The sequence below is a fragment of the Rhodococcus sp. IEGM 1306 genome (assembly GCF_036541985.1).
Lineage (GTDB): Bacteria > Actinomycetota > Actinomycetes > Mycobacteriales > Mycobacteriaceae > Rhodococcus_F > Rhodococcus_F qingshengii.
In genome coordinates this window covers 458,094-482,170 of the sequence record NZ_JAZHFF010000005.1, presented here as the reverse complement: position 1 = coordinate 482,170, position 24,077 = coordinate 458,094, and the positions used below count along the sequence as shown (strand labels likewise).

Here is a 24,077-nt window from a genome sequence, read left to right as displayed (position 1 = left end):
GGGGGGTTAATAAAGGCGCACAGCAAACAGGTCAGACTGCAGTTGCAATCGGGCCGCGAGCAGCTTCGTAGGCGGCACCGACGCGGTAGAGGCGCTCGTCAGCCATGGCGGGCGCCATGATCTGCAGGCCCACCGGCAGGTTGTCGTCCGCCGACAGCCCCGAGGGCACCGACATCGCGCAGTGTCCGGCCAGGTTGGTCGGCAACGTGCACAGGTCGGAGAGATACATGGCCAGCGGGTCGCCGACCTTCTCCCCCAACTTCCACGGAGTGAACGGGCTGGTCGGCGAGACCAGTACGTCTACCTTCTCGTAGGCTTTGTCGAAATCGCGTGCGATGAGGGTACGAACCTTGAGCGCCGAACCGTAGTAGGCGTCGTAGTAGCCCGAGGACAGTGCGTAAGTGCCGATCATGATGCGGCGCTTGACCTCCGGGCCGAAACCGGCGGCGCGGGTTGCCGCCATGACCTGGTCGGCACTCATGTTGCCTTCGTCGACGCGCAGTCCGTAGCGCATGGCGTCGAAGCGGGCCAGGTTGGACGAGACCTCACTGGGCAGCACCAGGTAGTACGACGCGAGCGCATGCTCGAAGCTCGGGCACGAAACCTCGACAACTTCGGCGCCCAAAGCCTTGAGTTGCTCGACAGCAGCGTCGAAGGAAGCGATGACGCCGGGCTGGTAGCTGTCGGAGTGAAGTTCCTTGACCACACCGACCTTGACGCCGCGCAGGTCGCCGGCCGCACCTTCACGTGCCGCAGCGACCACCGGACGCACGGGGGCGTCGATGGACGTGGAGTCACGCGGATCGTGCCCGGCGATGACCTCGTGCAGCAGAGCGGTGTCGAGCACGGTGCGACCACAGGGGCCGCCCTGATCGAGCGAGGAGGCGCACGCGACGAGTCCGAAGCGTGAGACAGTCCCGTACGTCGGCTTGGTTCCGACCGTCGCGGTGACCGCAGCGGGCTGACGGATCGAACCACCGGTGTCGGTGCCGATGGCCAGCGGGGCCTGACGGGACGCGAGCGCCGCTGCGCTACCGCCGCCCGAACCACCGGGGATGCGGGTGACGTCCCACGGGTTGCGCGTCGGGCCGAAGGCCGAGTTCTCGGTCGAAGAGCCCATCGCGAACTCGTCGAGGTTCGTCTTGCCGAGGATCGGGATGCCGGCCGCGCGCAGCTTCGAGGTCAGAGTCGCGTCGTACGGCGCGACCCAGCCTTCGAGAATCTTCGACGCACAGGTGGTCGGCATGTCCGTCGTGGTGAAGATGTCCTTCAACGCGATCGGAACACCGGCGAGTGCCGAAGCGGGTTCGTTTCCGCCTGCGAGCGAGTTGTCCACTGCTGCGGCGGCTTCGAGAGCCTGTTCGCCTGCAACGTGCAGGAACGCGTGGTACTCGGTGTCGACAGCAGCGATGCGGTCGAGATGCGCCTGCGTGACCTCTACCGAGGACACCTCACGAGAGTGGATCTTGCCGGCCAGCTCAGCGGCGTCCAGCGTGGTCAGATCGGTCATTCGCCCTCTCCAAGGATCTGCGGAACCGCAAAGCGATCCTGTTCGACTGCGGGTGCTCCGGACAATGCCTGCTCGGGGGTCAATCCGGGCACGATCACGTCGGGGCGCGTCACGTTGGTGACGGCATTGGGGTTCGCCATGGGCGGGACGTCGTCGGCCGCGACCTCGGTGACCACCTTGACGTGGTTGAGAATCGAATCCAACTGACCGGCGAACTCGTCGAGTTCGGCATCGGACAGGGCGAGTCTGGACAGCCGCGCGAGGTGCGCGACCTCGTCACGGGAGATGGCAGGCACCGCGGGGCCCCTTTCGGAAGAGGACGTGAACATTGCCGGTCCAGCCTAGTTGCTCGCCGCGGCAGACCTGTAAGCACGCCTGCAGTACCGAACGACGAGCACGCTCACTGTGTCGATCGCCACGCCGGATTCCGGCGGTGTGTTTCGCTCGTGTGACAAGCATGTGCATCTGGCGTGACGCCGCCGCGGCGCCCACCATCGCAGGTTGAGCAAGTGCAAAGATGAGTCAGACCCGGGTCGACGTGATCCGGGCGAGAACCGATCAGCGAAAGGCACGCACGTGTCGTACCTGCTTCGCGTCCAACTGCCCGATCGACCCGGCAGCCTCGGCGCTCTCGCCGTAGCGCTCGGTTCGGTGGGCGCAGACATCCTCTCCCTCGACGTCGTGGAACGAGGCGACGGTTTTGCCATCGACGACCTCGTGGTCGACGTCGAACCGGGCGCGCTGCCCGACACTTTGATCACCGCTGCCGAGCACCTACCGGACGTGCTGGTCGATTCGATCCGCCCCTACGCCGGGATTCTCGACACTCACCGTGAGCTCGAACTCATCGATTCCGTTGCGACGGCCCGAAACGATCGACTACAGGTCCTCGTCGACGGCGCTCCGCGTGTACTGCGAGTCGGTTGGTGCGTCGTCGCGGACATCGGCAAGCACGGTGCGTACCGCGTCGTCGGTAGCGCCGGCGCGCCGGAAACCCATGCCACCGACATTCCGTGGATGCCACTGGACAAGCCCACCGCCCTCGACGGCGAGGCCGACTGGGTTCCGGACGTATGGCGCGACATGAACACCAGCCTCGCTGCCGCACCTCTCGGCTCCGGCAATCGAGTCCTCATGCTCGGTCGTCCTGGTGGGCCTGAATTCCGCCCTTCGGAGATAGCCCGCCTCGGCTATCTCGCGGGAATCGTGGCGACGGTCCTGGGTTGACCAGGCTGGGTAATCAGGCGAGACCGCGAACCATGACGGTCAGTTCCATACCGCGAATCGGCTCCCACGCCCGCTCGGGATCAGGGACGAAACCGTTGCGGTCGTAGATGCGACGCGCATCGACCATCTCGGGTTGCGTCGAGATGACCACCGAGTGATCGCCGCGGTCGTAGGCCTCGGCGATCACGGCGCGAACCAATGCCGTTCCGGCGCCCGATCCCCGAGCTTGCGGCGAGACCGCGAGCATGCGGAACTCGAGTTCGCCCTTCTGCGCAACATCCGCGAAGGGCGTGCCGGGTTCGGCGATCGTCAACGAGCCAACGACCTCGTCGCCGAGAACGGCAACCAGTACCCGTCCCTGCTCCACCCGAGTTGCGGTGTCGCGCAGGCGCTCCGCGTACGGGGATCCGTCGGCGACGAATCCGCCACCCACGTACGACTGCACAGTCAGTTCACCGACGGTCTCGAACTCAGCCGGTAGAACTTCACGAATCTGGATCATGGCGTCACTATCGCACCCTGCACGCCAATCTCAGAAATCGGACAAAGTCACTCTGATTCGTCCAATTCGGTGGGCGCGACCGCATCCGGGCCATCTTCGAGCAACCGCCGGAAGCCGTCTTCGTCGAGCACCGGCACACCCAATTCGACTGCTTTGTCGTGCTTGGAACCGGGCGCTTCACCCACGACGACAAACGCAGTCTTCTTCGACACCGAACCCGCGGCCTTGCCCCCGCGCACCAAAATCGCTTCCTTCGCCTGATCTCGCGAGTACGTCTCGAGCGAACCGGTGACGACGATCGAGAGGCCCTCGAGATTGCGCGGAATCGAGTCGTCTCGTTCGTCCTCCATGCGCACTCCCGCCGAAGCCCACTTGTCGACGATCTGCTGGTGCCAGTCGACGGAGAACCACTCCACAACAGCGGCGGCGATTGTGGATCCGACGCCGTCGACTGCAGCCAACTCGTCGACCGACGCTTCCCGAATGCGTTGCAGCGAGCCGAATTCGCCGGCCAACGCCCTCGCGGCAGTGGGGCCGACGTGCCGAATCGACAGTGCCACAAGCACTCTCCACAGCGGCTTGTCCTTGGCCGAATCCAGGTTGGCCAGCAAGCGTTTTCCGTTTGCGGACAGGGCTCCCGCATTGGTGCGGAAGATCGGAACCTCGATCAGTTTCTCGGCGTCGAGTGAGAAGAGATCACCCTCGTCACCGATGACCTTCGCCTCCAACAGCCCGGTCGCGGCCTCGTAACCGAGCACCTCGATGTCGAATGCACCGCGCCCCGAGACGTGGAACACGCGCTCGCGCAACTGCGCCGGGCAGTACTGCTGATTGGGGCACCGCACGTCGACGTCGCCCTCTTTCGCGGGTGCCAACAACGTGCCGCACTCGGGGCAGTGCGTCGGCATCACGAACTCGCGCTCGGTACCGTCGCGTACGTCGGCCACGGGACCGAGAACCTCCGGGATGACGTCACCGGCCTTGCGCAACACCACGGTGTCGCCGATCAGCACACCCTTGCGCTTGACCTCGGATCCGTTGTGCAGCGTGGCCAAGGACACAGTGGATCCCGCCACCGTGACGGGTTCCATGTATGCGAACGGCGTCACACGACCCGTGCGACCGACGCTGACCCGGATGTCGAGGAGCTTGGTCGTTACCTCCTCCGGTGGGTACTTGTACGCGATCGCCCACCGTGGTGCGCGTGACGTGGTCCCCAGGCGACGATGCAACGACATCTCGTCGACCTTGACCACCAGGCCGTCGATCTCGTGCTCGACGTCGTGGCGATGTTCTCCCCAGTACTTCATCTTCTCGACCACCGCGTCGGCGCCGACCACCCGCGAGGTGTGCGTGGACACCGGAAGACCCCACGCTGAGAGGGCCACGTAAGCGTCGTATTGCGACGCCGGCTCGAAACCTTCCATGCGCCCGAGCCCGTGGCAGATCATGCCGAGACGACGACGCGCGGTGACAGCTGGATTCTTCTGACGCAGGGATCCCGCCGCGGAGTTGCGCGGATTGGCGAACGGCGCCTTGCCCTCCTCGACCAGGGAGGCGTTGAGTGCCGCGAAGTCCTCGAGGCGGAAGAACACCTCACCGCGTACCTCGAGCAGGCTCGGGATCGGGTACTCGTCCGTGGCGGTGAGCCGCTCCGGGATGTCGTTGATCGTCAGGGCGTTGAGTGTGACCAACTCGCCTGTGCGGCCGTCGCCGCGGGTTGCGGCGCGCACGAGTTTGCCGTTTTCGTAGACGAGGTTGAGCGCGACACCGTCGATTTTCACTTCACACAGATAGTGCAGTTCCGGGCCGGTTTCCTGCTCTACCTTCGCGATCCACCCGCGGAGTTCGGACTCGTCGAAGACGTTGTCGAGACTGAGCATCCGCTCGAGATGATCGACGGACGTGAAGTCCGTCGCGAATCCGCCTCCGACCAATTGCGTCGGCGAGTCGGGAGTCCGCAGATCCGGGTACCGCTCTTCGAGAGCATTGAGCTGCCCGAGCAATGTGTCGAATGCACCGTCCGAAATGACGGGCGCATCACGAACGTAGTAGCGGAACTGATGCTGGCGTACCTCTTCGGCCAGCTCCGTCCACTGCTCGCGCGCCTCGTTGGGCGCTGGCTGCATTGCATCCGCGGTTTCAGTCACAGCTAGGAGAATATCGGTTCACACCGACACACCCCATGACTCCACACATCAGAATGCCGACGGATCGTCCACCAATGCCTTACCGACGTCAGTGCACAGCCGAAGGGCGGCGCGACTCCACTCGAGGCTCGCACCCGCAAGACCACAGCTTGGGGTTACCGCGACCTGGGTCTGCAGGAGTTCGCGCGAGAAGCCGAGACGATCGATCAGGGTGACGGCGGGCATCGCGCACTCTTTCCACGTCACCGGCTTTTCCGGCGGGGCGGAAGGAACCAGACCGAGCGCCAATTCCTTGCCGGCGTCGAACAACTGGCCGATGCCGTCGAGATCACGAGAACCGACGAGCGACATGTCCAAGCTCACGCCGAACGCCTGGCTTCGCCTCAGTAGATCCCACGGCATGTCGGCAGCGCAGCTGTGAACGATCGTCGGCAGCCCGCAACCGCTGATCGTCGAGTCGAGCACCGCCAGCGCCTCGGGTTCCGGCAGAGCCGGAACGCTTTCCATCTTGGTGCGCCCGGGCAGCGAACCGGCCAGAACTGCCGCGATCTGCGGCTCGTCCAACTGGATCACGACCTTGGCGCCGGTCCGGCGTGTGACCTCGGCCGCGTGTCGCGCGAGACCCTCACCCAGTGATTCGGCGATGTCACGCAGCGCCCCGCGGTCGACGAGAACTCGCGAACCGTTCGCGACCTCGATCTCGGCGCCGAGTGTCAGCGGGCCGGCAGCTTGGAGCTTGACGACGTGGTCTCCGCCGACGAGGCGGGCCGATTCCCAGGCTTCCTCGAGTGCGTCGAGATCCTGGTTCAGGAAGTCCTCGGCGCGCTTCGCGACGTTGCCCCTCCGCGGCACGACGCGATAGGCACGCGTCGAGGCGTCGAGGTTGATGTCGACCAAAATGGCCCCCGCCCGGCCGACCATGTCAGCGCCGAGACCGCGACCCGGCAACTCCACCAGGTGTGGGAAACCGCCCAGTTCACCGAGGATGGTTGCGGCACTTTCGCGGGCGTCCGTGCCCGGCCAGGATCCGATTCCGGTGACGAGGCCACCGATGGAAACCTGCTGTGTCACAGTGCGTTCGGCTCGGATTCGGTGCCGGAGATGGTGCCACTGCCGAGTACCTGGTCGCCCAGTTCGCTGTCGGGGCGATACAACACGACGGCCTGGCCCTTCGCGACGCCGGTCAGTGGTTCGCGCAACGAAATCGCGATACCGCCGGTTGAAGTACCGTCATCGACGGCCTCCGCAACGGCCTGCGCCAATCCGCCGTGCGCACGAACCTGCACCATGCACTCGACGGGGCCTTCGGGCGCTTGGCCCGAAGTCCAGATCGCGCGCTGGGCCGAGATGGCCCAGACGTCGAGATTCTTGGCCGAACCGACCCGTACCGTTCCGGTTTCGGGCTCGATCGCAGTCACGTACCGCGGACGGCCGTCACCCGCGGGACCTTCGACGCCGAGCCCCTTGCGCTGTCCGATCGTGAAACCGTGTACGCCGTCGTGCGCAGCGAGGACCTCACCCGAATCGGCGTCGACGACGCTTCCGGGACGAACGCCGATCCGCGCGCCCAGGAATGCTCGAGTATCGCCGGTCGGGATGAAGCAGATGTCATGGCTGTCAGGCTTGTTCGCCACAGCCAGGCCTCGTTCGGCGGCTTCCTCGCGGATCTGTTCCTTCGGTGTGTCACCGATCGGGAACATCGCCCGCGAAAGCTGATCAGCAGTCAGCACACCGAGGACGTACGACTGATCCTTGTCCGCATCAACCGCCCGGCGCAGGACGCCGTCTTCGAGGCGCGCGTAGTGACCCGTCGCCACGGCATCGAAACCGAGAGCGACCGCACGATCGGCCAGTGCGGTGAATTTGATCTTCTCGTTGCACCGCAGGCACGGATTGGGGGTCTCACCCGCTGCGTACGACGCCACGAAGTCGTCGATCACGTCTTCCTTGAAACGATCGGCGAAATCCCAGACGTAGAAGGGTATTCCGAGGACGTCGGCAGCGCGCCTGGCGTCGCCGGCGTCTTCCTTCGAGCAGCAACCACGCGAACCCGTCCGCAATGCGCCCGGCGCCGTGGACAGCGCAAGATGAACACCGACGACGTCATGTCCGGCGGCAACGGCGCGGGCGGCGGCGACAGCGGAGTCGACGCCTCCGCTCATGGCTGCGAGTACTCGCATCAGCGATCCCCTCCACGCGAACCGGCGCCGGCAAGACCGGCGGCCCGAGCGCGCTCTACTACTTGTGGAAGCGCAGCGATCAGCGCGTCCACATCGGTGACACTCGACGTATGTCCGAGCGAAAATCTCAGGGAGCCACGCGCGACAGACGATTCGACGCCCATCGCGATCAATACGTGGCTGGCCCGGGCCACACCAGCGGTGCAGGCCGAACCGGTGGAACATTCGATACCGGCCGCGTCGAGGAGCATCAACAGCGAATCGCCCTCGCAACCGGGAAAGGTGAAGTGCGCGTTACCGGGAAGCCGATCGGATCCGGTCGGGCCGTTGAGTACCGACTCGGGAAGGATCTCCAGGACTCCATCTATCAACCGATCGCGCAACTGCGCCAATTCCCTTGTGCTGGAATCGAAGTTCTCGACATTCGCGCGCAGCGCAGCAGCCATCCCGACAACACCCGCAGTATCCGGAGTGCCCGAACGCAGATCACGTTCGTGTCCGCCGCCGTGAAGGAGCGGCACACAGGGAACCTGGCGTCCGAGCAGCAGTGCGCCGACGCCGTGCGGACCACCGAACTTATGTGCCGCGATGCTCAGCGCGGACAACTTGCTCGCCGCGAAATCGACGGGCAATTGCGCAACGGCCTGGACCGCGTCGCTGTGCATCGGAATCTCGAACTCTGCCGCGACCTCTGCCAACTCCATGATCGGCATGATCGAGCCGACCTCGTTGTTGGCCCACATCACCGTCACGAGTGCCACCTCGTCGGCGTGGACGGACAGCTCGTCGCGCAACGTCTTCGGGTCGACGACACCGTTCTCGTCGACCGGCAACCACGTCACACGCGCGCCCTCGTGCTGCTCGAGCCACTCGACGGCGTCGAGCACCGCATGATGCTCGACGGAGCTGGCCAGAATTCGAGTGCGTCGCGGATCAGCGTCACGGCGAGCCCAGTAGATGCCCTTGACCGCGAGATTGTCGCTCTCGGTTCCTCCGGAGGTGAAGATGACCTCCGACGGCCGCGCACCCAGGCTCGCGGCGATCGACTCGCGCGATTCCTCGACGCGGCGCCGGGCCGCACGGCCGGAGCCGTGCAGCGAGGACGCGTTGCCCACGGTTTTGAAGGTATCGGTCATCGCCTCGATAGCGGCTGCCGACATCGGAGTCGTGGCGGCATGATCGAGGTACACCGGAAATCCGGCGTGGGCACTGTGTGCAGGCAGAGTCATGGCTTGACAAGGATAGCCCAGCACGAGAGTTCGCCCAGCCTCGCTCAGGAGGCTACGCGGTCATCGCCGGGGAGGGATCGATTTGTCCCACGGCTTGTGTCACGAGTTCCGGCGCGGGGTCGAAGATGTCGTGAGCTGCCAGATCGATGGTTTCGACGCCTCGTACAGCTCTCTCGCATCGCTGTGCGAGGTCGATTCGACACTCCCCTGCCTCCTCGAGTGGAGCCAGCCTGACCTTCACCTCGACGTTCTTCTGACGCAGGATCCGGCGGATGGACTGACCGATCGTTTCGGTGCCGACAAAGCACGGTCCGGTGCACAGGGAACCGTCGGCGTTCTCGTAGCGGATCGCCATGGGCTGAACCGGGCATTCGGCGTCGACGGCAGCTTGGAACATCGCCGGGCGAAAACCGCCGTTCGCCCGGCCGCACCAGGTCGTTCCCTCGGGAAACACCATCACACGGACACCTCGCTGCAGGCGCTCGCGAACGACGTCGACGGTTCCGGGAAGTTCACGCAGTCGAGCGCGATCGATGGGGACGACGCGCATCCGGCGCGCGAGACCACCGAGCACTGCCCAGTCGAGCAAGTCGGCACGGGCGACGAAGTTGGCCGGGGCAACGGCACTCGCGACGAGGACGTCGGTCCACGACACGTGGCCGGCGACAACCATCACGCCCGCCGGTTCGGCGCGCCCCAACCGCTGATCGTCGACCGTGAGCTTCATCCCCAGGCAACGCAGCAGCGCCCGCGAGTATCCGCGCTGCATCTCCGTACGCCAGGCGCGCGGGAGCAGCCAACCGGCCGAAAGCACCGGCGCAGTCACCAGTGCGGCGCCGACCATGACCCCGCGGGCCACCACGGTGATACTCGACACACGGGGTGCGTCCGCGGGTAGGCACCCGTCGCCGCAGGGGCTCGTCGGCACCCAGTACGGCAACGTCGCGGTCATCAGCCGATCCCCGATTCGTGCGCGGCGGCCGCCGATCGCAGCCGTTCGAGGTAGCGCTTGTTGGCGGAGTGAAGGCCTTGCAGCGCAACAAAATCGGCCACACCGAACTCGGGATCGTGAGCAGGTTCCCCGCAGATCATCGCGCCCATCCGCAAGTAGCCACGTAGCAACGGCGGCATCGTGACGCGTTCCGGTGCGGCAATCTCGTCGAGCGTCAGACCGCCGAGGACCACCGGGTTTCGCGGCGTCACCCGTCGTGACGCCGGACTGGCGTGTTTGTTCATCACGAAGTCACGGACGCCGCGGACATCGGCGCCGGCGATTGAATCGGGGCTCGGGAGGACGGGCACGGAGACGCAGCCCATCACCCACTCGTATCCGGTCAATTCGAGGTAGTGCAGGATGCCTGACCACATCAGGCTGAGGACGGATCCGGTGCGGTGAGCGGGATCGACGCACGCGCGACCCATTTCGACGATTCTGTTCGCCACCGGATCGAGCGCGGAGATGTCGAATTCCGTTGCGGTGTAATACCCACCCGCGGCCGCAGCGGAATCCGGCGGCAGCATTCGGTAGCAGCCGACGTACTCCTCGGTGATGTTGTCGCGAACGAGAAGATGATCACAGAATTCGTCGAAGGCGTCGGCGTCGAGCTCGAACACGCCGGCCGAGGCCGGGAGGGAGAAGCCTGGCTCGGAGGCGAACACTCGGTATCGAAGGCGCTGCGCTGCGACACGATGCTCGCGGTCGGAGGAGACGATCAGGGAATATCTCGGCTGGGCGACCTCACGGCCGAGATTGTCACTCGCGGAGCGAAGGACTGACGTAATTGTCATGCGCAAGGTTTATCGAGCGCGAACGGCGTCTCGGTATCGACGAAGTGACATGCCGATGCAGGCCGGGTGAATAAAGCACTGTGCGCCTTTATCAACCGCGGGGGGTTGATAAAGGCGCACAGCAGTTCGTGCTTTTTAGCCCTTGTGGGACTTCACAGCTTCGGTGAGCTGCGGTGCGACGTTGAACAGGTCGCCCACGATGCCGAAGTCGGCGATCTCGAAGATGGGTGCCTCTTCGTCCTTGTTGACCGCGACGATGGTCTTGGACGTCTGCATGCCGGCACGGTGCTGGATGGCACCGGAAATGCCGAGCGCGATGTACAGCTGCGGCGAGACCGTCTTACCGGTCTGACCGACCTGGAACTGTCCGGGGTAGTAACCCGAGTCCACAGCAGCACGCGAAGCACCGACTGCAGCGCCGAGGGAATCGGCCAGCTCTTCGACGACGGAGAACTTGTCCGCGCTGCCGACGCCACGTCCACCGGAGACGACAACCGACGCCTCGGTGAGCTCGGGGCGGTCGCCGCCGACGATGGGCTCACGCGAGGTGACCTTGACGGCACTCTCGTCCTGAGCCGGAACCTCGACGGTGATCTGCTCGCCTGCGCCGGCCTGCGGAGCAGCCTCGACTGCACCCGGGCGAACCGAGTAGACGGGAACGTCGCCGTTGGCCTTGGCCTCGACGGTGAACGCGCCACCGAAGATGGAGTGGACGCCGGTGCCGTCAGCCTTGATCTCGATGACGTCGGTCAGCAGTCCGGAGCCCAGACGTGCGGCCAGACGACCGGCAACCTCTTTGCCCTCGGTGCCGGCCGCGGTGATGACCGCTGCCGGGCTGGTGGACTCGACCAGAGCGGCGAGAACGTCGACCTTGGGGGTGACGAGGTAGCCGTCGATGTCGTCGGACTCGGCGACGTAGATCTTCTCGGCGCCGGCTGCTGCCAGAGCGTCGGCGAGCTTTGCTGCGGTACCCGCGGGGCCGGCGACAACTGCCGACGGCTCACCGAGTGCGCGTGCAGCGGTGATGAGTTCGGTGCTGACCTTCTTCAGCGCACCCTCTGCGTGCTCTACGAGCACAAGTACTTCTGCCATGACTTAACTCTCCCTGAGTTCTTCTGCTGGATGTCTAGAAGGGCGCGGTCAGATGACCTTGTTGCTGACGAGGTAAGCGGCAATCTTGGTGCCACCGTCTCCCTCGTCGACGATGCGCTCACCAGCGGTACGGGGGGGCTTCGGGGTGGAGGACGTCACGGTGGTGCCGGCGTTCGCAACACCGACGGTCTCCGGATCGACTCCGAGGTCGGCCAGCGTGTAGACGAGAACTTCCTTCTTCTTCGCGGCCATGATGCCCTTGAAGGACGGGAAGCGCGGCTCGTTGATCTTCTCGGTGACCGAGACGATCGCGGGCAGCGAAGCCTCGAGGCCGAAGACGCCCTCGTCGGTCTCGCGCTCACCGGTGATCTTGCCGTCGGCGACGACGACCTTGCGCAGCTGCGTGAGCTGCGGGATGCCCAGGTACTCGGCGATGATGGCCGGAACAGCGCCGACGCGGCCGTCGGTGGCCTCGTTGCCGGCGATGATCAGGTCGGCAGGCTCGTCGTTCTCGAAGGTGATCTGTCCGAGAGCAGCAGCGAGCGTCCATGCGGTCTGGATCGCGTCGGAGCCGTGCAGTGCCGGGTCGTTGATGTGGACGGCCTTGTCGGCGCCCATCGACAGAGCCTTGCGGATAGCGTCGGTGGCGCGGTCGGGACCTGCGGACAGCACCGTTACCTCACCGCCCTGAGCTTCCTTGATGAGGAGTGCTTCTTCGACGGAGCGCTCGTTGATCTCGTCGAGGACTGCGTCGGCGGCTTCACGGTCAAGCGTGTAGTCGCCGTCGGTCAGCTTGCGCTCGGACCATGTGTCGGGGACCTGCTTGATCAAAACAACGATATTCGTCATGGGTCTTCGTCGACCTCCTGTGTGTAATTCACCTGATAAATCGTCTGTGGTGCTCGCGCAGTCCGAGCGTCCGAAAAGAGAGTCCGACAGGTCTCCCCACGGGCGGATTTCTCGGTTCACGTCGGCTGTGCGTTAGATTACCCCACGTTAAGTTACCGGTGGGTAACTTAACGTGGAACCTCGTCCACCATAACGGCACGAACAGGAATTGACAGCAGTGATCTGGACCACGGCGAACACGTTCTACTCGGATGGCACTAATCTCGCACGGGTGAGTGAAACGAGTGTCAGCAACCACGAGGACGCACCCCTGCCCTTGACGGGCGAACGAACCGTGCCAGGAATCCCCGAGGAGAACTACTGGTTCCGGCGCCACGAAGTGGTGTACCGCGCACTTCTGGAGCGCTGCACGGACCGCCGAGTTCTCGAGGCCGGCTCCGGAGAAGGCTACGGCGCCAACATGATTGCGGACGTCGCAACGAAGGTTACGGGCCTGGACTACGACATCTCCGCGGTCGAACACGTCCGTGCGCGCTACCCTCGCGTCGAGATGCTCCACGGCAATCTCGCCGAGCTTCCACTGGCCGACAACTCGGTTGACGTCGTCGTCAATTTCCAGGTGATCGAGCACCTGTGGGATCAGGGTCAGTTCCTGCGCGAGTGCTTCCGCGTTCTCGCTCCCGGCGGTGAACTTCTCATCAGTACCCCCAACCGGATCACCTTCTCCCCCGGCCGCGACACGCCGCTCAACCCTTTCCACACTCGTGAGCTCAACGCCGCCGAAATGACCGAATTGCTCGAAGACGCCGGATTCCGCGTTCAGTTGATGACCGGCGTCCACCACGGTTCGCGTCTGAAGGAACTCGACGCGAAGCACGGCGGATCGTTCATCAACGCGCAGATCGACCGCGCGTTGGCCGGCGAGCCCTGGCCGGACGATCTCACCCGCGACGTCGAGGGCATCACCGTCGACGACTTCAGCATCAGCGAACCCGACATCGACGACAGCCTCGACCTTGTCGCCATCGCCGTGAAGGACACCGCCGTGAAGGAAACCGGCGAGTGAGTAACGCAACACCCGTCACCGAACCGGGGATGTTCGCCCTGGTTCTGCACTCCCATCTGCCGTGGCTCGCCAACCACGGCAGATGGCCCGTCGGCGAGGAATGGATCTACCAGTCCTGGGCTGCGTCGTACATTCCGCTTGCCGCCGCGCTTCGACGCCTCGCCGACGAGGGCCGATCGCACCTGCTGACACTGGGAATCACGCCGGTGCTCGCGGCTCAGTTGGACGATCCCCACTGCCTCGCCGGGATGCATCACTGGCTCGGCAACTGGCAGATCCGTGCCCACGAAGCCGCCGGGATGCCGGACGCGGCGCACCGCGAACTCGGCGCGCGCGAACACCGGGCGTCAGCCGCCGCTCTGGAGGATTTCGAGACTCACTGGCAGCACGGCGCTTCCCCGGTGTTCCGGGACCTCATCGATCGCGAGGCCTTCGAGCTTCTCGGCGGGCCGCTGGCCCACCCGTTCCAACCCCTGCTCGATCCTCGCTTGCGGGCCTTCTCTCTCCGCGAGGGTCTCGCCGACGCGCATGCCCGGTGGAGCCACACTCCGACCGGGATCTGGGGACCCGAGTGCGGGTACACACCGGGTATGGAGCGCGGGTACGCCGAAGCGGGCGTCACCCACTTCATGGTCGACGGTCCCGCCTTGCGCGGCGACACGTCCCTCGGCCGCCCGGTTCGTGAATCCGACGTGGTTGCCTTCGGCCGCGACCTGCAGGTCAGCTACCGCGTCTGGTCCCCGAAATCCGGATACCCGGGTCACGCTGCTTACCGCGACTTCCACACCTACGACCACGAGACGGGCCTCAAGCCGTCGCGGGTCACCGGACGGACCGTCGACTCCGCCGACAAGTTGCCGTACGACCCCGAACTCGCTGCCGCCGCCGTCGACAAGCATGTTGCCGACTTCGTCGAAACCGTTCGGGCGCGTCTGCGCAGTGAGTCCGCCCGTATCGGCCGCGACGCCCTCGTGGTCGCGGCTTTCGACACGGAACTGTTCGGGCACTGGTGGCACGAAGGTCCGCAGTGGCTCGAAAAGCTCCTGCGCGCGCTCCCCGAGGCCGGAATTCGCGTCGGGACCCTCGCTGACGCCAAGGCATCGGGATACGTCGGCGAACCCGTTCAACTCGAGGATTCGTCCTGGGGATCGGGCAAGGACTGGCGCGTGTGGGCCGGCGATCAGGTGTCCGACCTCGTGCAACTGAACTCCGAAGTAGTCGAGACTGCCCTCACCACCGTGGACAAGTCTCGCGGACGCGACAACGCTCCCGGCCGCCCGGAACTGCGAAACCGCGTCAACGATCAGGTACTTCGCGAGACACTGATGACAGTTTCGAGCGATTGGGCATTCATGGTGAGCAAGGATTCGGCCGCGGGGTACGCCCGCGAACGCGCACACAAGCACGCCCACGCGACCAGGGAAATCTCCGAAGCGGTGGTTTCCGGCCGCGACACCGTCGCCGAGCGCCTTGCCGAAGGCTGGAATCGTGCCGACGGATTGTTCCCAGGTCTGGATGCACGCCGTCTGCCCGACACAGAACTGGCGAACGGGAGTGCGTCGTGAAGATTCTCATCGTCTCGTGGGAGTACCCACCGGTCGTCGTGGGCGGGCTCGGTCGCCACGTCCACCATCTCGCCACCGAGCTTGCGGCTGCAGGCCACGAGGTTGTGGTCCTCTCACGGCGACCGTCCGGCACCGATGCGTCCACGCACCCGACGGTCACGCACATCTCCGAAGGCGTCCTTGTCGTCGCGGTGGCCGAGGACCCCGCTCACTTCGTCTTCGGTGAGGACATGCTCGCGTGGACCCTCGCGATGGGTCACGCGATGGTCCGCGCCGGGATGGCGCTGCACAAGCCAGGAGTGGGCGAGGGCTGGCAGCCGGACGTCGTACACGCGCACGATTGGCTGGTCGCACATCCGGCTATCGCCCTGGCCGAATTCTATGACGTCCCACTGGTTTCCACACTTCACGCCACCGAGGCGGGTCGCCACAGCGGCTGGATCTCCGGACGCATCAACCGCCAGGTCCACTCCGTCGAGTGGTGGCTGGCAAACGAATCCGACTCTCTCATAACCTGTTCGGCGTCCATGCAGGAAGAAGTGACCGAGCTCTACGGCCCGACGCTTCCGCCGATCACCGTCATCCGCAACGGAATCGACGTGACCACGTGGAACTTTCGCGAACGTGGACCGCGGTCCGGACCGCCGAAACTCCTCTTCGTCGGCCGCCTGGAATACGAGAAGGGCGTGCAGGACGCCATCGCGGCTCTCCCCCGAATCCGTCGTAGCCACCCCGGCACGACCCTCGCGATCGCGGGCGAAGGCACCCAGTTCACCTGGCTCTACCAACAGGCGCGGACTCATCGCGTCGCGCGGGCAGTGGACTTTCTCGGCAACCTCGATCACACCGAACTGCTCAGCTGGCTGCACGGAGCGGACGCCATCGTCCTGCCGTCCCGCTACGAGCCCTTCGGGATCATCGCCCTCGAAGCGGCGGCAGCCGGCACTCCGCTGATCACTTCCACCGCAGGCGGACTGGGCGAAGCCGTCGTCGACGGGGTGACGGGGATGTCCTTCCAACCGGGCGACATCGCCGGGCTCACCTCGGCTGTCCGCGAGGTTCTCGACGATCCCGCCGGGGCGCAGGAACGGGCAGTGGCCGCCCGCGCACGCCTGACATCGGACTTCGACTGGCATCAGGTCGCCGAGGAGACTGCGCACGTCTACGCGGGCGCAAAGCGTCGGGTGCGGCAGCCGTTGGCTCGTCCGCAGATCCCCGAGCGTCCGCTACCCGGCCGGTGAAGCGCTGACCTCAGCGGATCGGGAGTGGCGCGGTGAAGCGAGAACTCGCGTCCCCGAGCAGATGGCCGGGTGGCAACATCCGGCCGCACAGCACCAGCAGCAGATCCTGCGCCGCTCCGTGGACCTCGGCGCCGGCACCGTACGTCCAGTCTCGGTCGTCGGCGCGCAACCGAGCGCCGTCGAGGTCCGTCCCGAAATACTTCACGGTTTTGGGCGAGAGTCCGCTGAGCACGCGAGTGAGCCGGTCTTCTGGCACCACGTAATCGTCGCCGAGTGCCACGCGAATGTCCTGACCGTGGATCACGTCGTGCGAGAGTGCACCCTCGAAGCCACCACCCGGCGGCTTCCACGGGTGTGCAACGTTGTCGCGAAGCGAGGCAAGCAATTGTTGCTCACCGACTTCCGACGCGTCGGCGAGCGCTCGCCGATTCGACATCTTGTTGAAGTTTCCGCGTGACTTGACCATTTCCACGACGAATCGCGGCGCCGAGTATCGGTAGGGCATGGTGATGTGCGCGATCACTTCGCGGACCCGCCACCCGTCGCACAGGGTCGGCGCGTTCCACTGCTCCGTGCTCAGGCCTTCGAGAAATCCCACCAGTTCGCGGCGCTGCGCCACGACCCATTCGGGTGTCTGTTCGCTCATGTCGGCACTCCTTTCACCGGCGCAGACTTTCGGCGCCGATACCGATACAGACCGGTGGCGGCGCCGAAAGTAATCGCTGGTGCTGTCAGAACGTGAGCTAAGGCGTCGACGACGCGTCGGCAGCGTCCGCAGCAGCCTTCTTGCGTGCGATGTCCTCGAGTGCCGCGATGTACTTCGCACGATCGGCAGCGCCGGCTTCCCAATCGGACTTGCGGTTCTTGACCGCCTTTGCGGGCGAGCCGACGGCGATGCTGTAATCCGGGATGTCTCCCTTGACGACGGCGTGCGCACCGAGAACACAACCGCGTCCGACGCGGGTATTTCGCAGCACGGTGACCTTCGCTGCCACCCAGGTGTCCGGGCCGATGCGGACGGGGCCCTTGACGATGCCCTGGTCCTTGATCGGTGTGTTGATGTCGTCCATGCGGTGGTCGAAGTCGCAGATGTAGCACCAGTCGGCTACGAGCGTCGACGCACCGATTTCGATGTCGAGATAGGTGTTGACGACGTTGTCCTTGCCGAAGACGACCTTGTCGCCGATGCGCAGCGAACCTTCGTGGCAACGGATCGCGTTGCCGTCGCCGATGTGTACCCAGCGCCCGATCTCGAGGCGGGACAGATCGGGGGTGGAATGGATTTCGACGTTCTTGCCGAGGAACACCATGCCGCGCAGGATCACGTGCGGGTTGGCCATCTTGAACTTGGCGAGACGGTAGTACCGCACCAGGTACCAGGGTGTGTACGCCTTGTTCGCCAGAACCCATTTGAGGGAATCGACGGTCAAGAACTTGGCCTGATCGCTGTCGTTGCGGCGTGATCCCCGCCATCGAGTGCGCAACGGTGCGCCCCACATGCTCGTCATGAGTGTTCAGCCTACGTGGGGCCGACTCACCGACCCTCGGGGTGTGCCCCGTCACGTTGCCCCGGTCGGGATAGTCTCTGCTCCGGGCTTGTGCAGTTACCGAAGGCTCTTGACGAAGTGAAGGCAGGGAGATTGTGATGCGGCGGGTCCTACGGTCGTCCGTGATGGTGTCGACGGCGATCGTTGCGGTCCTGATCGCCGGTTGCGGCAGCGACGACGGACGGGTGGACCGGTACGCGTCGGCGGGTTGGCCGGCCATGCACGCCGACGCCCGCAACAGCGACACGAGCCCGGTCACCGGTTCACGCGATGTCGAGTTCGCATGGTCACGCCCCCTCGGCGGTCCGGTTGCCGCGTACGCGTCGGTGGCCGCGAACGGCCAGAGTTTCGTCACCGCCCGCACCGAGAACGGCTGCAATCTCTTTTCTTTCCAGATGGATTCGGGTCGCAAGAAGTGGTGCGCTCGACTCAACGACGGAGTAGTCGCCTCGACGCCCATCGTCGACACGGCCACCAATGTCTACGTCGGCGAGAGCGGCGCGATGATGTCCTTCACCGAAACGGGTCAATTGCGTTGGCGCACGCTCGTTGTGGGCACTCCCCTCTCGTCGCAGTTCACCGGCGACGGAAACCTGTTGTTCATCACCCAGCTGGGTCAGATCAACGTGCTCAACCCGCAGACCGGCGCAAAGGTTCTTCCGTCGTTCGACCTGATCCCGCCGCCGTCGATCGACCAGGGCTCGAATGCAGAACTCATTCCCGACAACAAGGGTTTGAACGAGTGCTTCCTCGGTACCGCCGGCTGCCCGGTGGCCAATACGCCGGCAGTCGACCTGGGCACCGGCAAGTTCTACTTCACCTTCTACGGACCCAGTTCTCAGGCAGCCGATCTGGTCGCCATGAAGTACACGGGCGGTGACAATCCGTCCATCACCCGCGAGTGGTCCACCGACGCGCTTCCCGGTGGGACGGCGTCGAGCCCGGACCTGTCGAAGGACGGCAAGACCGTGTACGCCACCGACAACAACGGGTCGCTGTGGGCGGTGGACGCCGAAACCGGTGACACCAGATGGAGTTACGACATCGGCTTCAACTCGGCCGGTAGTGCCTCGACGTCCGACGACGGTTTGATCATCCCCGCCGGCGGCGACAAGGGTCACCTCCTTGCCGTGCGCGACGAGGGAGATCACGCCGAACTCGCCTGGGAACGCAAAGACCTTCTGCAATTGGGCGTTCCGGCGCAGACCGCCGGCAACACCGGCTACACCGTCGTCCGCGAGGGTGAGAACGGACTGAGCCTGATCACCTTCGACACCGAGACAGGTGAGACGGTGGATCAGGACACGCTGCCCGGAGCGGTCGGCTTCACCGTCGGCACCTCCATCGGTCCGAAGGGTGAAGTGTTGACGCCCAGCGCAATCGGTGAGCTGTTCGTCTTCAAGTGAGCTAGCGGGACGCCTCACAGATGAAGGCCGACGCCGATCGTCCGATCCGCACGATCACGACGCTCAGCGCAAGCGAGCCCTTGAGCTTGAGCCGTGGACGCAGCACTGCCGGATCGACGTCGACTCCTCGCACCAAAATTTCGGCCACACCGCAGTCCCTCTTGGACAGCGTCTGTTTGAGCAGTTTCTCCGAGTACTTGATCTGCTCGAGGATTCGGAATCCTCGAACTCCCTCAGGGACGCTGTCGCCGGTCAGATAGGCGATCCGCGGATCGAGCTGCCACAGGCCGTGTCTGGCCGCGTAGTGGCGCACCAGGCCTGCGCGCACTACCGCTCCGTCCGGGTCGATGATCCACTCCCCCGGAGCCCGCTCCGGAATAACGTCGTCCTCGGCGTCGGTGATCGCCCACCCGCTCCCGTCGGAGCGAAGCACCGAAGCTCGACGCGTGACGCCGGACTCGGCCAGTCCCGTCGACCACAGGCAGGCTTCCTTGACTCCGCCGTCGAGCGAGACGACCTCGACTTCGCCGGCCCAGCCGAGGTTGTCGAAATCGAGTCCGGGAGCGCACTTCACGGCGAGATCACGGCCGGAGTACGCCTCGATGAGGTCCGGTAGCGGCGGCATCAGGGCTGCGGGATCGTGAGTGCGACGACCGCCCGATCGCCGCGCCGGGTCCGCCAGTACGACGGTCTCGCGTGTCGTCGGGCGGAGTGCGTCGGCACGCAACAACGCTGCGCTCGGTACATTGCGATGCGCCATCGCCAGCCGAACGGAATCGATGTCGCTGCCGATCACGCGATGCGCAACTCCGGTCAAGGCGTGCAGTTCGGCGCCGATCGAGCACGTCACGTCGTGGACGTCGCGCCCGATCAGACGCTGCGCGCGGTGCGCCGCCACGACGCCGGGAGTGGCCTGCTGCATCGCGTCGTCCGTGAACAGCCACTGATCGCTGCCGGGCAGTTTCGCAGCGGCTTTGCGTCGAAGCAGAACGGTGTCCACGAGCGCAGGCATGTGATCACCGAAACGCGTACGCGCCCGGCCGATGTCGGCCAGACGCGTACGCGTGGACAGTTCGAGCTGATCCACCTCGGCCAAGGCAGCTACGCCGGAATCACTTCCGAGATAGTCGACGTCGCCGAGGGTGAAGTCATAACCCAATTCAGTTGCCGGGCTTCACGCCGGTGATCATGACGTTGTAGAAGAATCCGCGAGGAACGACGTGGCGGAGCACCTTCTCGTCGACCCAGCTGAGCGTCTTCCAACCACCGAAAGCGAAACGCCCCCAGCCCCAACCGAGCTTCTCCGGCGGAACAGCCGCCTCGAAGGTACGGACCGGCCAGCCGAGCAGCGCCGCGGCGAATTCCTCGGTGGCAGCGTGGACCTGATCGGCGCCGGCGGACTTCGCCATGTTCTCGAGGTCCGTGGGGTCGAACGTGTGGATGTCGACGACAGCCTCGAGAGCTGCTGCTCGAGAAGACTCGTCGAGCTCTTCCTGCGGGCGACGCCAATCTGCCAGGAACGGCAGCTTGGTCACGCGTGTGGTTGCTTCCCACGTCGCGCGGCCGAGCCAGCGGGCGTAGAAGTTGCCGACAGTCGTGGGCTCACCGGCGAAGACGAAACGACCGCCGGGCTTGAGAACACGGAGGACCTCGCGCAGCGACTTCTCCACGTCCGGGATGTGGTGCAGCACGGCGTGGCCGACCACCAGGTCGAAGGTGTTGTCCTCGTACGGAATGGTCTCGGCATCGGCAACACGGCCGTCGACCGGCAGGCCGAGGCTTTCGGCATTGCGCAGTGCGACCTTGACCATGCCGGGCGAGAGGTCGGTGACCGAACCGGTCTTGGCGACTCCACCCTGCATCAGGTTCAGGAGGAAGAATCCGGTGCCGCAACCCAGTTCGAGGGCGCGCTCGTACGGGAGCGGCTGGTCGCCCGCGACGGCGTCGAAACGACCACGTGCGTAGTCGATGCAGCGCTCGTCGTACGAGATGGACCACTTGTCGTCGTAGGTTTCGGCTTCCCAGTCGTGGTAGAGCACCTGAGCGAGCTTGGTGTCCTTACGAGCGGCCTCGACCTCTTCGGCCGTGGCGTGCGGCCGCGGCGCGGGGTCGACTACCGAGGTGTCGGTAGCGGCGGGCGGCGTGACGGTTGCGTCGTCATTCGGGCTGGCTGTCATGGCGGCTATCCTACTCGCTGGTAAGAGATGAACAAGTTCTAGTTTAGGGGAGCCTACTCGCCCGTGAACTCGGCCTTGCCCGGACCGTTGGCGATGAACGACTCCATGCCGATCGTCTGATCCTTGGTCGCGAACAATCCGGCGAACAGATGCTGCTCGATCTTGAGGCCGGATTCCAGGTCGGTGTTCAGACCTTCGTCGATGGCTGCCTTGGCAGCAGCCAACGCGCGTGACGCTCCCCCGACAAACTGCGAGGCCCATGTCCGGGCCGCGGTGTAGACGTCGTCGGGAGCGACGACCTCGTCGACCAAACCGATGGCCAACGCCTCGTCGGCCCCGACGAAACGGCCGCTGAAGACCAGATCCTTGGCCTTGGCCGGACCGATCAGCCGAGCGAGGCGCTGCGTTCCGCCGCCACCGGGAATGATTCCGAGCAGAATCTCCGGAACTCCGAGCTTGGCGTTGTCTCCGACGATCCGGCGATCGGCCGACAGTGCAACTTCGAGACCGCCACCGAGTGCGTATCCGGTGATCGCGGCGACGGTCGGCTTCGGGATGGACGCCACGGCGCCGAGTCCTGCCTGCATGCCGCCGATCGCGTCACGGATCTGGCCGTAGTCCATCTCGGCCATTTCCTTGACGTCGGCGCCGGCAGCAAAAACCTTCTCGCCGCCGTAGACGATGACTGCCTTGACTGCCTTGTCGACGGTCGCGGCGTGCGCAGCAGCAGCCAACTCGTCCTGGACCTGACGGTTCAGCGCGTTCATGGGCGGGCGCGCCAGACGGATGGTGCCGATGCCTTCGGAAACTTCGAGAGTCACAAATTCAGCCATGATCGAGAATCTACTTTGCCACCTTGATCGACCACGGATGCGGTCCGGCGGTGTAGTAACCGTCCTGGTTCGGGAATTCGACGCGCAGCGTTTCCTCGTCGGTGATCAGCGTCGGCAGGATGACGGGGATCTCCGGCTCGGCTGCGAGTATCTCCGCCACCGAGCTGAACTTGGCCAATTCGGTCAGCTGGCTCCACGTCGGCGGCAACAGGATGCTGCCACCCTCCCGCCAGTGCGCCAGCGCGTCCTGCGGGCTCTGCCAACGCACCTCGGCGGCCTCGGAGGTGACCCCGTCCGCGATCTGTCCGGTCGGTGACGCTGCGACGAAGAATCGGGTGTCGTAGCGGCGTGTCTCGCCCACCGGCGTGATCCAGTTCGCCCACGGCCGCAGCAGATCCGTTCGCAGGACCAAGTTCTCCTTCTTCAGGAAATCGCTGAACGACAGCTCGTGCTTTTCGAGAGCAACGCGGTCCTGTGCGTAGCCGGCCGTGTCCGCGACGACAGTGTCCGCGGTCGGTCCGGCGAGCAGGACGCCGCACTCCTCGAAAGTTTCCCGCACCGCAGCCAAGACCAGAGCCTTCGCCCGAGCCACATCCGTGCTGAATCGCTCGGCCCACCACTCGACGGAAGGGCCGGCCCACTCGACCTCGGCCGTCGCATCTGACTTGTCGACGCCGCCGCCGGGGAAGACCGTCATGCCACCGGCGAACGCCATCCCCTGCACTCGTTGAAGCAGGAAGATCTCGATACCGGATTCGGCATCGCGCACCAAGATGACGGTCGACGCATCCTTGGGCTCGGGGACAGCGTTTGCATTCTCGTTAGCCATGCTTCGCGAACCTACGCGATCTGTGATCTGGGCCGCATTTCAGGTCCCACTGACGCTCACGCGCGATGAGCTCCGGACGGCCTCGCACGTCGCGCGAAGTATCGGCCGTCCGCCTTGTCGAGGCTGATGGACTGGCTGAATGCCGCGCTCAGATTTTCGGCGGTGATCACGTCGTCCAGAAGACCCTGGGAGACGACCTCACCTTCCTTGAGAAGGAGTGCGTGCGTGAAGCCCGGCGGGATTTCCTCGACGTGATGGGTGATCAGAACGGTAGCCGGGGCGTCCGGATCGGCAGCCAGTTCTGCGAGTCTGGCCACGAGTTCCTCACGGCCACCGAGGTCGAGCCCAGCGGCGGGCTCGTCCAGAAGTAGAAGTTCGGGATCGGTCATCAGGGCTCGCGCGATGAGGACTCGCTTGCGCTCGCCTTCGGAAAGCGTCCCGTACGTCCGATCCGCCAGGTGCTCGGCGCCGAGGCTTTCGAGCATCTCCACAGCACGCGAGGTGTCCATGGATTCGTACTCCTCGCGCCACCGACCGAGGACGGCGTAGCCGGCCGACACGACGAGGTCGCTGACCTTCTCGTCGCCGGGCACCCGGTTCGCCAACGACGACGAGGACAGTCCGATTCGCGGGCGCAACTCGTTGACGTCGACCTTGCCGAGAACTTCACCGAGGAGGTGGGCAGAACCGCTGGTCGGGAAAGTTTCACCGGCTGCGATTCGCAGCAGCGACGTCTTGCCGGCACCGTTGGGTCCGAGCACCACCCATCGCTCGTCCAGCTCCACTTTCCAGGTGACGGGCCCCACGAGAGTGGACCCTCCCCGGCGGATGAGTACGTTGTCGAAATCGATGAGCAGATCTGGATCAGGTAGCGGCACCCGAACAT

General features: G+C 65.1%; 23 protein-coding genes. 5 read left to right on the top strand and 18 right to left on the bottom strand.

Translation table 11 applies throughout. The features are described 5' to 3' along the window. Positions 1-31: 31 nt before the first annotated feature. Complete coding sequence (gatA, locus tag V3587_RS17740) at positions 32-1,510, bottom strand: Asp-tRNA(Asn)/Glu-tRNA(Gln) amidotransferase subunit GatA (protein ID WP_020907250.1); 1,479 nt, start codon at positions 1,508-1,510, stop codon at positions 32-34. After that, a complete protein-coding gene (gene gatC / locus V3587_RS17735) occupies positions 1,507-1,806 on the bottom strand; it encodes an Asp-tRNA(Asn)/Glu-tRNA(Gln) amidotransferase subunit GatC (RefSeq protein ID WP_003944747.1) in 300 nt (99 codons plus the stop codon). Before gatC ends, gatA begins: the two co-directional genes overlap by 4 nt. Positions 1,807-2,086: 280 nt before the next feature. Between gatC and V3587_RS17730 the strand changes: the two genes are divergently transcribed. Then, entirely contained in the window at positions 2,087-2,737 is a 651-nt protein-coding gene (locus V3587_RS17730) for an amino acid-binding protein (protein ID WP_003944719.1), read from the top strand. 13 nt (positions 2,738-2,750) lie between these two features. Here the strand turns inward: V3587_RS17730 and V3587_RS17725 are convergent, their stop codons facing one another. The 9 genes from V3587_RS17725 to V3587_RS17685 all read right to left on the bottom strand — a co-directional run bounded on the left by V3587_RS17725 (position 2,751) and on the right by V3587_RS17685 (position 12,527). After that, positions 2,751-3,239, bottom strand: coding sequence for a GNAT family N-acetyltransferase (locus V3587_RS17725; protein WP_283377055.1), 489 nt, complete (start codon positions 3,237-3,239; stop codon positions 2,751-2,753). Between the two features lie 47 nt (positions 3,240-3,286). Next, entirely contained in the window at positions 3,287-5,368 is a 2,082-nt protein-coding gene (ligA, locus tag V3587_RS17720) for an NAD-dependent DNA ligase LigA (RefSeq protein WP_206029077.1), read from the bottom strand. Positions 5,369-5,437: 69 nt separating this feature from the next. Beyond that, on the bottom strand, positions 5,438-6,460 hold the full coding sequence (locus V3587_RS17715) for a methionine synthase (protein ID WP_235171956.1): 1,023 nt from the start codon (positions 6,458-6,460) through the stop codon (positions 5,438-5,440). Then, entirely contained in the window at positions 6,457-7,569 is a 1,113-nt protein-coding gene (gene mnmA, locus V3587_RS17710) for a tRNA 2-thiouridine(34) synthase MnmA (protein ID WP_124566332.1), read from the bottom strand. The genes V3587_RS17715 and mnmA overlap by 4 nt, the downstream gene beginning before the upstream one ends. Continuing rightward, positions 7,569-8,798 carry a cysteine desulfurase family protein gene (locus V3587_RS17705; RefSeq protein WP_095969190.1) on the bottom strand — a complete coding sequence of 410 codons (1,230 nt, stop codon included), beginning with the start codon at positions 8,796-8,798 and terminating at the stop codon, positions 7,569-7,571. The genes mnmA and V3587_RS17705 overlap by 1 nt, the downstream gene beginning before the upstream one ends. Positions 8,799-8,850: 52 nt before the next feature. Continuing rightward, positions 8,851-9,750 (bottom strand): lysophospholipid acyltransferase family protein, encoded by a 900-nt coding sequence (locus tag V3587_RS17700; protein WP_283377054.1) that lies wholly within the window; start codon positions 9,748-9,750, stop codon positions 8,851-8,853. After that, positions 9,750-10,586, bottom strand: coding sequence for a GNAT family N-acetyltransferase (locus V3587_RS17695; protein ID WP_283377053.1), 837 nt, complete (start codon positions 10,584-10,586; stop codon positions 9,750-9,752). The genes V3587_RS17700 and V3587_RS17695 overlap by 1 nt, the downstream gene beginning before the upstream one ends. 135 nt (positions 10,587-10,721) lie before the next feature. After that, on the bottom strand, positions 10,722-11,678 hold the full coding sequence (locus tag V3587_RS17690; protein ID WP_003944698.1) for an electron transfer flavoprotein subunit alpha/FixB family protein: 957 nt from the start codon (positions 11,676-11,678) through the stop codon (positions 10,722-10,724). Positions 11,679-11,726: 48 nt separating this feature from the next. Further along, complete coding sequence (locus V3587_RS17685; protein ID WP_003944754.1) at positions 11,727-12,527, bottom strand: electron transfer flavoprotein subunit beta/FixA family protein; 801 nt, start codon at positions 12,525-12,527, stop codon at positions 11,727-11,729. A gap of 271 nt (positions 12,528-12,798) precedes the next feature. Here V3587_RS17685 and V3587_RS17680 point away from each other — a divergent pair, with 271 nt between their 5' ends. From V3587_RS17680 to V3587_RS17670, 3 genes are read left to right on the top strand one after another with little or no spacing between them, the layout of a single operon-like run. Beyond that, positions 12,799-13,593, top strand: coding sequence for a class I SAM-dependent methyltransferase (locus tag V3587_RS17680; RefSeq protein WP_283377052.1), 795 nt, complete (start codon positions 12,799-12,801; stop codon positions 13,591-13,593). Positions 13,594-13,622: 29 nt separating this feature from the next. Continuing rightward, positions 13,623-15,158 carry a 1,4-alpha-glucan branching protein domain-containing protein gene (locus V3587_RS17675; protein ID WP_095969298.1) on the top strand — a complete coding sequence of 512 codons (1,536 nt, stop codon included), beginning with the start codon at positions 13,623-13,625 and terminating at the stop codon, positions 15,156-15,158. Continuing rightward, complete coding sequence (locus V3587_RS17670; RefSeq protein ID WP_020907242.1) at positions 15,155-16,399, top strand: glycosyltransferase family 4 protein; 1,245 nt, start codon at positions 15,155-15,157, stop codon at positions 16,397-16,399. The genes V3587_RS17675 and V3587_RS17670 overlap by 4 nt, the downstream gene beginning before the upstream one ends. 10 nt (positions 16,400-16,409) lie before the next feature. On the opposite strand, the gene V3587_RS17665 is transcribed toward V3587_RS17670, so the two are convergent. Both V3587_RS17665 and V3587_RS17660 read right to left on the bottom strand, forming a co-directional pair. Next, positions 16,410-17,045, bottom strand: a complete 636-nt coding sequence (locus V3587_RS17665; RefSeq protein ID WP_095969186.1) for a maleylpyruvate isomerase family mycothiol-dependent enzyme — start codon at positions 17,043-17,045, stop codon at positions 16,410-16,412. A 97-nt stretch (positions 17,046-17,142) separates the two neighbouring features. After that, the gene (locus V3587_RS17660; protein ID WP_095969185.1) at positions 17,143-17,907 is read right to left on the bottom strand and encodes an acyltransferase; all 765 of its coding nucleotides are present in this window, start codon (positions 17,905-17,907) and stop codon (positions 17,143-17,145) included. A 137-nt stretch (positions 17,908-18,044) separates the two neighbouring features. Here V3587_RS17660 and V3587_RS17655 point away from each other — a divergent pair, with 137 nt between their 5' ends. After that, positions 18,045-19,352 carry an outer membrane protein assembly factor BamB family protein gene (locus V3587_RS17655; protein ID WP_124566336.1) on the top strand — a complete coding sequence of 436 codons (1,308 nt, stop codon included), beginning with the start codon at positions 18,045-18,047 and terminating at the stop codon, positions 19,350-19,352. Between the two features lies 1 nt (position 19,353). On the opposite strand, the gene V3587_RS17650 is transcribed toward V3587_RS17655, so the two are convergent. The 5 genes from V3587_RS17650 to V3587_RS17630 are packed head-to-tail and all read right to left on the bottom strand — an operon-like array spanning position 19,354 to position 24,069. Next, positions 19,354-20,511 carry a THUMP-like domain-containing protein gene (locus V3587_RS17650; RefSeq protein WP_283377051.1) on the bottom strand — a complete coding sequence of 386 codons (1,158 nt, stop codon included), beginning with the start codon at positions 20,509-20,511 and terminating at the stop codon, positions 19,354-19,356. 1 nt (position 20,512) lies between these two features. Next, positions 20,513-21,529, bottom strand: coding sequence for a class I SAM-dependent methyltransferase (locus V3587_RS17645; protein ID WP_003944733.1), 1,017 nt, complete (start codon positions 21,527-21,529; stop codon positions 20,513-20,515). Positions 21,530-21,582: 53 nt separating this feature from the next. Next, on the bottom strand, positions 21,583-22,362 hold the full coding sequence (locus V3587_RS17640; protein WP_095969182.1) for an enoyl-CoA hydratase/isomerase family protein: 780 nt from the start codon (positions 22,360-22,362) through the stop codon (positions 21,583-21,585). Positions 22,363-22,372: 10 nt separating this feature from the next. Further along, the gene (locus tag V3587_RS17635; RefSeq protein WP_095969181.1) at positions 22,373-23,191 is read right to left on the bottom strand and encodes an NUDIX hydrolase; all 819 of its coding nucleotides are present in this window, start codon (positions 23,189-23,191) and stop codon (positions 22,373-22,375) included. Between the two features lie 56 nt (positions 23,192-23,247). Next, positions 23,248-24,069 (bottom strand): ABC transporter ATP-binding protein, encoded by an 822-nt coding sequence (locus V3587_RS17630; RefSeq protein WP_003944728.1) that lies wholly within the window; start codon positions 24,067-24,069, stop codon positions 23,248-23,250. Positions 24,070-24,077: the final 8 nt, after the last annotated feature.

What these genes read in the sequence shown, in the direction of transcription:
- mnmA (WP_124566332.1), bottom strand. Translation starts at nt 7,569, where the DNA reads ATGCGAGTACTCGCAGCCATGAGCGGAGGCGTCGACTCCGCTGTCGCC.
- V3587_RS17690 (WP_003944698.1), bottom strand. Translation starts at nt 11,678, where the DNA reads ATGGCAGAAGTACTTGTGCTCGTAGAGCACGCAGAGGGTGCGCTGAAG.
- V3587_RS17645 (WP_003944733.1), bottom strand. Translation starts at nt 21,529, where the DNA reads ATGACAGCCAGCCCGAATGACGACGCAACCGTCACGCCGCCCGCCGCT.
- V3587_RS17640 (WP_095969182.1), bottom strand. Translation starts at nt 22,362, where the DNA reads ATGGCTGAATTTGTGACTCTCGAAGTTTCCGAAGGCATCGGCACCATC.
- gatA (WP_020907250.1), bottom strand. Translation starts at nt 1,510, where the DNA reads ATGACCGATCTGACCACGCTGGACGCCGCTGAGCTGGCCGGCAAGATC.
- V3587_RS17675 (WP_095969298.1), top strand. Translation starts at nt 13,623, where the DNA reads ATGTTCGCCCTGGTTCTGCACTCCCATCTGCCGTGGCTCGCCAACCAC.
- V3587_RS17695 (WP_283377053.1), bottom strand. Translation starts at nt 10,586, where the DNA reads ATGACAATTACGTCAGTCCTTCGCTCCGCGAGTGACAATCTCGGCCGT.
- V3587_RS17665 (WP_095969186.1), bottom strand. Translation starts at nt 17,045, where the DNA reads ATGAGCGAACAGACACCCGAATGGGTCGTGGCGCAGCGCCGCGAACTG.
- V3587_RS17725 (WP_283377055.1), bottom strand. Translation starts at nt 3,239, where the DNA reads ATGATCCAGATTCGTGAAGTTCTACCGGCTGAGTTCGAGACCGTCGGT.
- V3587_RS17635 (WP_095969181.1), bottom strand. Translation starts at nt 23,191, where the DNA reads ATGGCTAACGAGAATGCAAACGCTGTCCCCGAGCCCAAGGATGCGTCG.
- V3587_RS17655 (WP_124566336.1), top strand. Translation starts at nt 18,045, where the DNA reads ATGCGGCGGGTCCTACGGTCGTCCGTGATGGTGTCGACGGCGATCGTT.
- V3587_RS17685 (WP_003944754.1), bottom strand. Translation starts at nt 12,527, where the DNA reads ATGACGAATATCGTTGTTTTGATCAAGCAGGTCCCCGACACATGGTCC.
- ligA (WP_206029077.1), bottom strand. Translation starts at nt 5,368, where the DNA reads ATGCAGCCAGCGCCCAACGAGGCGCGCGAGCAGTGGACGGAGCTGGCC.
- V3587_RS17660 (WP_095969185.1), bottom strand. Translation starts at nt 17,907, where the DNA reads ATGACGAGCATGTGGGGCGCACCGTTGCGCACTCGATGGCGGGGATCA.
- V3587_RS17705 (WP_095969190.1), bottom strand. Translation starts at nt 8,798, where the DNA reads ATGACTCTGCCTGCACACAGTGCCCACGCCGGATTTCCGGTGTACCTC.
- V3587_RS17700 (WP_283377054.1), bottom strand. Translation starts at nt 9,750, where the DNA reads ATGACCGCGACGTTGCCGTACTGGGTGCCGACGAGCCCCTGCGGCGAC.